This is a genomic window from Clavibacter sp. (genome assembly GCF_014802555.1).
In the GTDB taxonomy this organism is placed as follows: Bacteria; Actinomycetota; Actinomycetes; order Actinomycetales; family Microbacteriaceae; genus Clavibacter; species Clavibacter sepedonicus.
Genome location: NZ_JAAVCB010000131.1, coordinates 20,307 through 30,441 on the forward strand (window position 1 = coordinate 20,307; position 10,135 = coordinate 30,441).

Sequence of the window (10,135 nt, forward strand, 5' to 3'; positions counted from 1 at the left end):
TGTGAGAGATGTCGACATCCGAGCGGCGCTGATCGCAGGCATTCGCCGCGACCACCCGGACCTCAGCGAGAACCGAGTATGGTCTGAGCTCGCGGTCGTGCTGGGCGCCTCGCGAGTGGACGTGTGCCTGGTAAATGGGGCGCTGACCGGCTGGGAGATCAAGTCCCCGCGCGACAACTTCGACCGGCTCGACGCGCAGATCCTCCACTACGACCAAGTGCTCGACTTCGCTCATATCGTAGTCACCTCCAAGGACATCCAGCGAGCTCGCATGCGGGTTCCTGCGCGGTGGGGCATCGTTGAGGCGACTGAGCAGGACGGCGTGGTCTCGCTAAAAAGGCGTCGACAGGCCAGACAAAACCGAACCCCTAAGCCTCTAAGCCTCGCGCAACTGTTGTGGCGTGATGAGGCCATGGATGAGTTGCGAACACGTGGGGTGACCGGTTCCTGGAGTAAAGCGACCCGCTGGGATCTCTGGGACGCTCTCGTCGCAGTGCTCACGGTCGACGAGCTTCGTGCGGCAGTCCGAAGCCGTCTCAAAGCTCGCCCCGCCCGCGAAGCTGATCGACCATATACGCAAGATGGTGCGATGTCGCCACGGCTCGCCAAGTAGAAGCGTTCCCTGTGCCTACGCGTGCGGGGACAGTAACGTCCTCGATTGCGCTTGCGGCGGCCTCATGAACGTAGTGATCTCCCCAGGATGCCTCCGGCGAGGTCGCATCCCGCCCAAGTTCATCAAGAATCTGAGCGCATATGTCGTAAAATTGCTTATGTCCACGACGTTCCTGACGCTTACCTTTGCGCACTATCCAGTCGCGGTCCTGCGTGTAGCGCAGTTGTGGGGGTGCGGCAAAAGCAGCGCCTACGGGAAGGGTAGGGTGGGTTACTCCGTAGTCACTGAACTGTAGACCTCCGGCGATGGCGAGGTCGAAGTCGCGGAGACTCTCCCACAAGTGATAGTCCCATCGTGGAATTCTGGCTGACGAAAATGCCTGCACTCCAGCCAGATTTACTGGGAACGCGCCGGCAGCGACCGATAGGCTCGCCCAACGAACTTCGTCGAGCTGTGGCAGAACAAAACGTGCGAGACGCGCGGCGAGCTTCATTGGGCCTTCATCGGTCACGGCGCCGAAGTCAAGGAGCACCGAGATGTCAGAGGTCGGTAATCCTAGCCCACTCGCGACATCACCAACCAATCGTCGCAGTGGAATAATTGACTCATCTAGGTCTTCAGCCGTGACTCGAATCAGGGCGCGTGAGATCCCCGTGGCTTCAAGTACGCTTCCGATCTGGCTCACATATGAGGCGTCCGCTGACGCGCGGATCGCTGGCGCCACGGACACGTCTGATGCTGACAATTCATGCAATAACTGAGCAAGAACGGGCCTGCTAGTACGCCAGTTCTCTGAACCGTCGCCAAGGTCGGGTTCGGCATAGGCCGCGTCGATATAGGCAATGGCCCGCTTCTGGTCCCAAGCGCGCTTGATTCGCCGAACGGCTGAGTCAATTTCTGGCTGGTCCTCGACATCACGGGTTTCTACAGTGGAGTCCTCCTGGCGCTCCCAAGGCGTTACCTCGATCACAGGCGAGAGGTCAGGACGCCGGATGTCGTCCCAGTTCTCGAGCGCCTTGAGTTCGCCTTGGCGCGCCTTCAACACTGGCAAGTAGGTCACGTTTGGCGCTCCTGGTTCGTCGTTAGCACGTCAAGACCTGATTTGAGTCCGTAGCGCGAACATAGCGCACAGAATACGCTGACGGTAGTCAAATGGGGCGCATCCGCAGGGTGATTTCAGCTCAAACCGCGTCCGTCGACGGCACGATCGGCAACAGGACTCGACGCATTGCCGAAGCGGGCGTCGGTCAACGAATGCCATTTGTACCGCAAGCCGCCGAGGGGTAGGGGTGCCTGCTCCCGATTGACATGCGCCTTCCGGTCTGGGTTCGACTTCGGCCGCCTGACTGGGGGGCGCCGAGCGTCCTCCAGCTATTTGACGCGGATCAACAGTTCTCGAGATTATCTAGGTTATTAGGCGAGTAGTCGTCTGGTGCAGTGGTCAGGTACGGCTGGCCCTTGCGTGTGCCGACGCGGACGTAAACGCTCCTGCCGTGGACTGAGACAAAATATGAGTTGAGGCCAGTGCGGATGTGCCCGATGACTTCGGACTTGCTGTGGTTCCAGCCGTACCCACAGAGGCCAGTGATGTCTCCGTCGATGTCCTTCTTGCTCTTCGTAACTTGCAGTGCCATGGTGACCCCTTCGTCGGCAGCTATGTCCAGCTAGAGCAAGTGTGAGCGGATGGCAGCGCGCACCTCTACCCCCTGTCCGGGCCGAAGGGCCACGCTCTCGATGCGCGGAAGAGTGCGCGAACGGCGCACGTGCATCTGCACAAAAAGTTGGAGAGGCGGGCAGGTTCGCGCCGAGTAGGGCGAGGCCTCAGCGGCACCGATTTACAGCCCGTCCACTGCCTTGCTCCGGGCTCGTGCAGGACATCATCACCCCGCCCGATGCGCCTAGCCTCGACAGGGGCCGCGCCGCACGGCCGCCCCACCGGATCCACGAGGAAGAGGAACGCGCATGACGACCTGGCTGATCACGGGATGCTCCACGGGGCTCGGCCGCGCGTTCGCGGTCGAGGCGCTGGAGCGCGGGCACGACGTCGTCGTCACGGCGCGCGACGCCGCGAACGTGCAGGACCTCACCGACACGTACCCCGAGCACGCCCTCGCGCTCGACCTCGACGTCACCGACCCGGCGCAGGTGTCCCTCGCGGTCGACGAGGCGACGGCCCGCTTCGGCGGGGTCGACGTGCTCGTCAACAACGCGGGCTACGGCTACCGCGCGGCCATCGAGGAGGGCGACGACGCCGACGTCGCGCGCCTGTTCGACACGCAGTTCCACGGCAGCGTCCGCATGATCAAGGCGGTGCTGCCCGGCATGCGCGAGCGCCGCAGCGGCACGATCGTGAACCTCTCGTCCATCGGCGCCGCGCGCACGGGCGCGGGATCCGGCTACTACGGCGCCGTGAAGGCCGCGATCGAGCAGATGACCATGGCGCTGCGCACCGAGCTCGAGCCGCTCGGGATCGTCGCGACGGTGGTGGCGCCCGGATCCTTCCGCACCGACTTCTCGGGCCGCTCGCTCACGCAGTCGTCCACCGTGATCGACGACTACGCCGAGACCGCGGGCAAGCGCCGCAAGGAGAACGACACCACCGACGGCACGCAGCCCAACGACCCGGCGCTCGGCGCGAAGGTGCTCGTGGACGCGGTCGAGGAGGGAGCTCCCTTCTACCTGCTGCTCGGCGGCGACGCGGTGGAGATCGTCACGGGCGCGCTCGACGACCTGCGCGCCGACGTCGACGCGTGGGCGGAGCGCAGCCGGTCGACGGCGTACGACGCGGGCTGAGCCGGAAGGCCGCCGCCGCTCGCGCCCGCGCCGCTCACCCCGGCGCCGCGTCCGAGGAGGCCGGCGCGACGAAGATGCAGAAGGGGTGGCCCGCCGGATCCCGCAGCACGTAGAGGGGCTCGTCCGGGTCCGTCGACCGGTCCTGCAGCAGCTCGGCGCCGAGATCGACCGCTCGGGACCGTTGCCGCTCCAGGTCCGCGACGGATCCGACCGTGAGGTCGAGGTGCAGCATCTGCGGCGGCGATCCCGCGGGCCAGCGCGGCGCGGGCATGCCGGGCGCGAGCTGGAAGGCGAGGCGGCGGGAACCGTCTGTGTCGACGAGGACCAGCCAGTCCGGATCCGGCCCCGCCTGCTCGGGCTCGTCGCCCGGGCGGTACCGGAAGCCGAGGAGCTCGCGGTAGAACTCGGCGAGGCGGCGCGGATCCGGGGTGTCGAGCACGGTCTGCAGCAGGCGCGGGTGGTCGGGTGAGGTAGCCATGCCCCTGTCTACGCCGGCGGGGGCGGGGTGTCGTCCGCTGCGGGGCCGACGCGCTCCGCCTTCTTCGGGCGCATGCCCATCACGAAGAAGGTGATGCCGAGGACCACGAACGGCAGCCCGGCGACGCGGGTGTCGTCGAGGGTCAGCATGAGCACGAGGCCGAGCATCCCGAAGACGATGCCGAGCGAGGTGTTCGTGCTCGAGGAGTCGTCGTCGTCCTCCGCGGGCGGATCCGTGGGGCCGCCGGGTGTCGTCGGATCGGTCATGGCCCCACGCTAGGGAGCGGGGCCGGGCGCCCGCGTCCGCCTCGTGGGGGACGCGGGCGGGTCCCGATCAGCGCCGCGCGCCCCGGCGACGCCACCTGACGACCGTGGCGGCCAGGAACACGACGGCGCTCACGACCATCAGCAGCAGACCGAGGGAGCGCAGGTCGTCGCGGGCGAGCACCATCGCCACGCCGATCGCGAAGAGGATCCCGAGCGCGGTGTCGCGAGACCGGCCGGCGCCTGCGCCGATCGCCGCGCGGTCGCCGGGGACCGTGGGTTCGTCCATGCCCTCCACGCTAGGCGCGGGCCCGCGCCCGCCGCGTCCGCCGGATGGCGGAGCCCGGTCAGATCCGCCCCTCCAGCTCCAGCAGCGTCGTCTTCGCCGCGAGCCCGCCGATGTAGCCGCCGAGCGTGCCGTCGGAGCGGAGCACGCGGTGGCAGGGGATCACGACGGGCAGCGGGTTCGTCGAGCACGCCGTGCCGACCGCGCGCGTGGCGTCCGGGCTGCCCGCGGTCTCGGCGACCTCGCGGTAGGTGCGCGTGGATCCGTACGGGATCTCCGGCAGCAGCCGCTGCACCCGGTCGCGGAAGCCCGTCGAGAGGCGGCGGTCGAGCGGCAGGTCGAATGCGCGGCGGCGGCCCGCGAAGTACTCGTCGAGCTCGCGGGCAGCCTGGTCGAGGCGCTTCGGGGCGCGCAGGATCCGCGGGCCGAGCCGGCGCGCGAGGTCGCCGAGCACGGTGTCGTGGTCCTCGCGGGAGTAGGCGACGCGGATCAGGCCGCGGTCGGTGGCGGCCAGCAGCAGCGGGCCGACGGGGGAGTCGATCGTGGTGAAGCCGACGTCGAGGGATCCGTCCGCCTCGGCCCGGTCGGCGAGGCGGAGGCGGAGGGCGTCGAGCGCGGGGGCGGTCGGGTCGGCGGCCTCGAGCGCGTCGGCGTCGAGGAAGGGCACGGTGTCGTCGGGATCGGTCACGGTCGTCCTCCGGTGGTGGTGGGTGCGGGAGCGCGGACGCCACGCGGCGGATCCGTCCCCATCGTCCGTCGGAGGCTCGCCACCCCGTCCGCGGCGGCGCGCCGCACGGCCTCCGGGGTCCCGCCGACGATCTCCGCCACCTCCGCGTGCGGCAGCCCGCCGAGGTACCGGTACGCGACGGCGAGACGCTGCCGCTCGGGCAGGGCGGCGACGGCGCGCCAGAGGTCGGGGTCGGAGGAGTCGGGCACGCCGAGGTCCGAGACGCGCTCGGGCACCTCGTCGACAGGGATGGCGCGGCGGCCGCGGGCGCGGATCGCGTCGAGGGCCTTGCGGTGCGCGATGGTGACGAGCCAGGCGCGCACGTCGGCGCGCGGGCCGAGCCGCGGGTAGGCGACCAGCGCCGACAGGAACGTCTCCGACCACGCGTCCTCGGCGTCCGCGTGCCCGCCGAGCACCGCCCGGCACACGCGGAGCACCACGGCGCCGTGCTCGGTCACGACCCTGTCGAACGGCTGCATCATCTCCACACCGGGTAGACGCCGGGGCGGGGTGATCCGTGAGGTCTGCGTTCGGATCAGTCTCGCGGATCCGGCGGCCGGCCCGACAGCGCGGCGCGACCCGCCGTCGCCTGCGGACGCGCCGTGCGCCTCCTCGCGGTCTCCGGTGCTGCGCCCGTGCGCGCCGTAGGGACTACCCGTGACGGTCCCCGGGGATGACGACCCGGCGCCTCCCGGTCGCGAGGATGGAGGCGCGGCCCACCCCCGGCCGCGCGCTCCGTGAGGAGCATCCGCCGCCGGCCCGTCCCCCCGGGCCGGCGGCGCATCCGACGGAAGAGGATCCGCATGGGCAACACCCTGAGCCCCGCCGCACGCGACGACGAGCAGGCGGTGCCCGGTCAGGCGTCCGGCGAGATGCCCGGCGACGCGCCCCGCGTGCTGCGCGTCTTCGTGGTCGACGAGGAGGCGCCCATCACGCAGCTGCTGTCGCTCGCTCTGCGGATGGAGGGCTGGGACGTGCGCGTCTTCGCCACCGGCCGCGCCGCGATCGCCGCCGCCGTCGAGGCCGCGCCCGACGCGATCCTGCTCGACATGATGCTGCCCGACGTCTCGGGCGTCGAGGTGGTCGGCGAGCTGCGGCGCGCCGGCGTCGCGACCCCCATGCTGTTCCTCACGGGCCGCGACTCGCTCGAGGACCGCCTCGCGGCCTTCGGTGCGGGAGCCGACGACTACGTCACCAAGCCGTTCGGCCTCGAGGACGTCGTCGAGACGCTGCGCGTGCTCTTCCGCCGGCGCGGCCTGGCGCCGACCATGATCACCGCGGGCGACCTCGTGCTCGACCCGGCCACGGGCGAGGCGTGGCTCGCGGGCGTGCCGCTGGAGCTGGATCCGATGGACCTCGTCGTCGTGCGCGCGCTCGCCGAGGAGCCGACGCGCCGGCTCTCCCGCCGCGAGCTCGTGCACCGGCTGACGGACGCCGGCTGGGATCTCGTCGCCCCGCGCGCGCTGCTCGACCTGCCGTCCGTGACGGGCCGGCGCGCGGGCCGCGACCAGGTCGTGCTGCTCGCCGTCGCGGGCGACGACCTCGTGCTCGCGCCGGCGGTCTGACGCGCGTCCGGGCCCCGCCCGACCGTGCGCGGCCACCCCAGACCGGGGGCCGCAGCGGCGAGTCACCCCCGCAACTCCGGGGATCACGAGTCACACGCGTCACACTCCCCGAAAGATTTCCCCAGGTGGGTAGCGGGAACTTCTACAGTCGGCGGTGGGGAGCAGATCCTCCCCGACGCGTCCTCGAGACCCGGGAGCGCGTCCCCTCCACCGCACGATCGCGGCACAGCAATGGCGCGCACGGGCGGTCCTGCACCCCTGGAGCTGTCATGACCCGTCCCACCCCCGCCGCCGGTCGCGGCAGGTCGTTCCGCCGCGCCGCCGCTGGCGCCTGCCTCTCGGCGTCGCTCGTGATCCTGCCCCTCGCGATGGCGCCCGCCGCGCACGCCGAGACCGTCCCGGTCGACTCCGCGCCCGCCGCCGTCGAGGCGCCCGCCGCCACGCCGACGCCCGCCGTCGAGACCCCGGCCCCCGACGCGACGCCGACGCCCGCGCCCACCGAGACGGCCGACGAGACGGCCCCCGTCGCCGACGCCCCCGTCGAGACCACGCCGACCCCGGCCGTCCCGACCACCCCCGGCACCCCCTCGACCGGCCTCCCGTCGCTCGAGCCGACCGCGCCCGTCGTCGAGCTGCCCTTCACCTGGACCACGCCCGACCGCGGCGTCGCCCTCCCGATCAACGAGGCCGTGCCGTTCGCCGGCACCGGCACCGCGGGCAGCATCGTCACGGCCAGCTACTTCAACGCCGTGGGCGTCAAGTCGATCGCCGGCATCGGCATCGTCGGCGCGGACGGCACGTACGCGTTCCCCGCGAGCTTCACCGAGCTGCTGCAGGACTCGAAGACCGCGAGCGTCACGCTGACGCAGGTCGGCCTCGACCTCACCGTCAAGGGCGAGATCCGCGGCCTGGTGCGCTTCGCGGAGGCACCCGTCGGCCCGTTCGTGCGCGCCGAGGCGTCGTTCTCGACGATCTCGCCGATCTCTGTCGCCCAGGCCACCAGCATCCTCGGCGGCGTCAAGGTCAACGCGACCGGCTACCTCCGCTACGAGGCCGTCGAGGTCATGGTCACCGCGCCCGACGGCCGCGTGATCCAGATCAGCGACGAGAACGGCGGCGTGGGCGTCGGCACCCGCTCGCTCAAGGACCTGGTGCGCGCCGACGTCGACGGCACCTTCGCGCAGCCGATCATCCTGTTCGGCGACGTGCAGCCGGGCACGTACAAGGTGTCCGTCGCGGGCCTCGAGTCGGGCCTCACGCAGGGCGGCACCGTCGAGCTGACCGCGGCCGACGCGGGCGGACCGGTCATCCCGGGCCTGCCGGGCGTCCCCACCCCGACGCCGACCACGCCGTCGATCGACCCCGCGGGCACGCCGGCGAAGCCGATCACGAAGCCGGCCGCGCACCATGACGACACCCTGCCCGTCACGGGCACCGACGGCGCCGCGGCCCTCGGCCTCGGCGGCCTCGGCGCGCTGATGGCCCTGGCCGGCGCGGGCACGCTCGTCGCCCGCCGCCGCCTGCGCTCCGCGGAGTAGCGGCACCGCACCACCCGCACCACGCACGACGACGGCCGGATCCCCGCGGGGGTCCGGCCGTCGTCGCGTGCGGGCGCCGCCTTGTCCCGCCCCACGGCCTCCCCGTACATTTGACGTGACCCGCAACGAATCACCCGCACGCGGATCCGCACCCCGTATGAGACGAAGGAGTCCCATGTCCGACACGCAGCCCAGCGCCCCCGCGACCACGACCGGAGGCGCCCTCGGCGTCGCGATGATCGGCCACGGGTTCATGGGCGCCGCCCACTCGCAGGCCTGGCGCGTCGCGCCGGCGTTCTTCGATCTGCCGCTCGCGCCGCGCATGGTCTCCGTCGTCGGACGAGACCAGGCCCGCACGCAGGAGTCCGCGGACCGCTGGGGCTGGGATCGCGCGGAGACCGACTGGCGCGCCGCCATCGAGCGCGACGACATCGACGTGGTCGACATCTGCTCGCCCGGCAGCACCCACGTGGAGATCGCGGTCGCGGCGCTCGAGGCCGGCAAGCACGTGCTGTGCGAGAAGCCGCTCGCGAACACGGTCGAGGAGGCCGAGATCATGGCCGCGGCCGCGGAGAAGGCCGCCGTGAAGGGGATCCGCGCGATGGTCGGCTTCAGCTACCGCCGCGTGCCCGCCATCACCTTCGCGCGCGACCTCGTCGCCCAGGGCGCGATCGGCGAGCTCCGCCAGGTGCGCGCGCTCTACCTGCAGGACTGGCTGACCGACGCCGAGGGCCCGATGACGTGGCGCCTCGACAAGGAGGCGGCGGGATCCGGCGCGCTGGGCGACATCGGCGCGCACATCGTCGACGCCGTGCAGTTCATCACGGGCGAGAAGCTCGACGCGGTCAGCGGCCTGCTCCGCACGTTCGTCGAGGAGCGCCCGCTGCTCGCGGAGACGCGCGGCCTCGGCGGCGTGGCGTCGAGCGAGCGCGGCCAGGTCACCGTCGACGACGCGGCCTACTTCACCGGCAAGCTCGCGGGCGGCGCGCTCGCCAGCTTCGAGGCGACCCGCATGGCCACCGGCCGCAAGAACGCGCTGCGCCTGGAGTTCAGCGGATCCGACGGCGCCATCTCCTTCGACCTCGAGCGCCTCAACGAGATCGAGCTGTACGACGCGACCGCGCCCGCAGACCGGCTGGGCTTCCGCCGGATCCTCGTCACCGAGCCCGAGCACCCGTACACCGCCGCGTGGTGGCCCACCGGTCACGGCCTCGGCTACGAGCACGCGTTCACCCACCAGGTGCGCGACCTCGTGCACGACATCGCCGCGGGCCGCGAGCCGCAGCCGTCCTTCGCCGACGGCCTGCGGGTGCAGCGCGTGCTCGACGCCGTCGAGCGCAGCTCCGCCGACGGCAGCGCGTGGAAGACGGTGGATCCCGCCGCGAGCTGACGCCCGCGGGCGCTCGCGTACCCTGGACCGGACGACCGGGAGGCGGACGGGTGCAGGCACGGCAGGAGCGCACGCTGCGCGCCGCGCTCTCCGCGTCCGTCTGCACGCTCGTCACGGCGACGCTGCACGCGGCGGCCGGCGGCGGGATCCCGCATCCGCTCGTCCTGGCGCTCGCTCTCGTGCTCGGCGTCGTCATCTGCTTCGTGCTCGGCGGGCGCCGGGTCGCGCTCGCGCACCTCGTGCTCGCGATCGGCGCGACACAGGGCGTGCTGCACGCGGCCTTCACGTTCGGCGGATCCGCGACCGGGCCCGACACCGCATCCGCAGCGGGCATGGACATGGGCGGCGCGGCCTCCGGTGCCGCCGTCGCAGCCGCCACCGCCGGGCACTCCCACGCGCACGCCGCGGCCGACGCCGCGCGCGCCCTCGCCGGCCCATCCGCGATGGCGGGGATGCCCGCCGACCACGACGGTGCGATGCTG

At 71.6% G+C, this 10,135-nt stretch carries 12 protein-coding genes and 1 pseudogene; 6 read left to right on the forward strand and 7 right to left on the reverse strand.

Features of this window, described 5'->3' with window-relative positions; genetic code table 11:
- Position 1: 1 nt before the first annotated feature.
- On the forward strand, positions 2-613 hold the full coding sequence (locus HDR73_RS14520) for a sce7726 family protein (protein WP_012298231.1): 612 nt from the start codon (positions 2-4) through the stop codon (positions 611-613).
- Here the strand turns inward: HDR73_RS14520 and HDR73_RS14525 are convergent.
- Together HDR73_RS14525 and HDR73_RS14530 are read right to left on the reverse strand one after the other, a co-directional pair.
- Positions 537-1,673, reverse strand: a complete 1,137-nt coding sequence (locus HDR73_RS14525; protein WP_012298232.1) for a beta family protein — start codon at positions 1,671-1,673, stop codon at positions 537-539. The genes HDR73_RS14520 and HDR73_RS14525 overlap by 77 nt on opposite strands.
- 325 nt (positions 1,674-1,998) lie before the next feature.
- Positions 1,999-2,247, reverse strand: coding sequence for a DUF3892 domain-containing protein (locus tag HDR73_RS14530; RefSeq protein ID WP_012298233.1), 249 nt, complete (start codon positions 2,245-2,247; stop codon positions 1,999-2,001).
- A gap of 328 nt (positions 2,248-2,575) precedes the next feature.
- On the opposite strand from HDR73_RS14530, the gene HDR73_RS14535 reads away from it, so the two are divergent.
- The gene (locus tag HDR73_RS14535; RefSeq protein ID WP_012298234.1) at positions 2,576-3,406 is read left to right on the forward strand and encodes an oxidoreductase; all 831 of its coding nucleotides are present in this window, start codon (positions 2,576-2,578) and stop codon (positions 3,404-3,406) included.
- A 34-nt stretch (positions 3,407-3,440) separates the two neighbouring features.
- Here the strand turns inward: HDR73_RS14535 and HDR73_RS14540 are convergent, their stop codons facing one another.
- The 5 genes from HDR73_RS14540 to HDR73_RS14560 form a co-directional block, all read right to left on the reverse strand.
- Complete coding sequence (locus tag HDR73_RS14540) at positions 3,441-3,884, reverse strand: VOC family protein (RefSeq protein WP_012298235.1); 444 nt, start codon at positions 3,882-3,884, stop codon at positions 3,441-3,443.
- Positions 3,885-3,892: 8 nt separating this feature from the next.
- Positions 3,893-4,150 carry a hypothetical protein gene (locus HDR73_RS14545; RefSeq protein ID WP_012298236.1) on the reverse strand — a complete coding sequence of 86 codons (258 nt, stop codon included), beginning with the start codon at positions 4,148-4,150 and terminating at the stop codon, positions 3,893-3,895.
- 67 nt (positions 4,151-4,217) lie between these two features.
- Positions 4,218-4,436 carry a hypothetical protein gene (locus HDR73_RS14550; RefSeq protein WP_041464381.1) on the reverse strand — a complete coding sequence of 73 codons (219 nt, stop codon included), beginning with the start codon at positions 4,434-4,436 and terminating at the stop codon, positions 4,218-4,220.
- A gap of 58 nt (positions 4,437-4,494) precedes the next feature.
- Positions 4,495-5,121, reverse strand: coding sequence for a methylated-DNA--[protein]-cysteine S-methyltransferase (locus tag HDR73_RS14555; RefSeq protein WP_012298238.1), 627 nt, complete (start codon positions 5,119-5,121; stop codon positions 4,495-4,497).
- Complete coding sequence (locus tag HDR73_RS14560; protein ID WP_041464860.1) at positions 5,118-5,639, reverse strand: RNA polymerase sigma factor; 522 nt, start codon at positions 5,637-5,639, stop codon at positions 5,118-5,120. The genes HDR73_RS14555 and HDR73_RS14560 overlap by 4 nt, the downstream gene beginning before the upstream one ends.
- A 324-nt stretch (positions 5,640-5,963) precedes the next feature.
- On the opposite strand from HDR73_RS14560, the gene HDR73_RS14565 reads away from it, so the two are divergent.
- From HDR73_RS14565 to HDR73_RS14580, 4 genes and pseudogenes are all read left to right on the forward strand, one after another.
- The gene (locus HDR73_RS14565) at positions 5,964-6,725 is read left to right on the forward strand and encodes a response regulator transcription factor (protein ID WP_012298240.1); all 762 of its coding nucleotides are present in this window, start codon (positions 5,964-5,966) and stop codon (positions 6,723-6,725) included.
- A 269-nt stretch (positions 6,726-6,994) separates the two neighbouring features.
- On the forward strand, positions 6,995-8,263 hold the full coding sequence (locus tag HDR73_RS14570) for a hypothetical protein (RefSeq protein WP_012298241.1): 1,269 nt from the start codon (positions 6,995-6,997) through the stop codon (positions 8,261-8,263).
- A 175-nt stretch (positions 8,264-8,438) separates the two neighbouring features.
- Positions 8,439-9,653, forward strand: coding sequence for a Gfo/Idh/MocA family protein (locus HDR73_RS14575; RefSeq protein ID WP_012298242.1), 1,215 nt, complete (start codon positions 8,439-8,441; stop codon positions 9,651-9,653).
- Between the two features lie 50 nt (positions 9,654-9,703).
- Positions 9,704-10,135 (forward strand): annotated as a pseudogene (locus tag HDR73_RS14580) (hypothetical protein); the annotation flags it as partial.

What these genes read in the sequence shown, in the direction of transcription:
- HDR73_RS14560 (WP_041464860.1), bottom strand. Translation starts at nt 5,639, where the DNA reads ATGCAGCCGTTCGACAGGGTCGTGACCGAGCACGGCGCCGTGGTGCTC.
- HDR73_RS14540 (WP_012298235.1), bottom strand. Translation starts at nt 3,884, where the DNA reads ATGGCTACCTCACCCGACCACCCGCGCCTGCTGCAGACCGTGCTCGAC.
- HDR73_RS14565 (WP_012298240.1), top strand. Translation starts at nt 5,964, where the DNA reads ATGGGCAACACCCTGAGCCCCGCCGCACGCGACGACGAGCAGGCGGTG.
- HDR73_RS14575 (WP_012298242.1), top strand. Translation starts at nt 8,439, where the DNA reads ATGTCCGACACGCAGCCCAGCGCCCCCGCGACCACGACCGGAGGCGCC.
- HDR73_RS14545 (WP_012298236.1), bottom strand. Translation starts at nt 4,150, where the DNA reads ATGACCGATCCGACGACACCCGGCGGCCCCACGGATCCGCCCGCGGAG.
- HDR73_RS14550 (WP_041464381.1), bottom strand. Translation starts at nt 4,436, where the DNA reads ATGGACGAACCCACGGTCCCCGGCGACCGCGCGGCGATCGGCGCAGGC.
- HDR73_RS14530 (WP_012298233.1), bottom strand. Translation starts at nt 2,247, where the DNA reads ATGGCACTGCAAGTTACGAAGAGCAAGAAGGACATCGACGGAGACATC.
- HDR73_RS14570 (WP_012298241.1), top strand. Translation starts at nt 6,995, where the DNA reads ATGACCCGTCCCACCCCCGCCGCCGGTCGCGGCAGGTCGTTCCGCCGC.
- HDR73_RS14535 (WP_012298234.1), top strand. Translation starts at nt 2,576, where the DNA reads ATGACGACCTGGCTGATCACGGGATGCTCCACGGGGCTCGGCCGCGCG.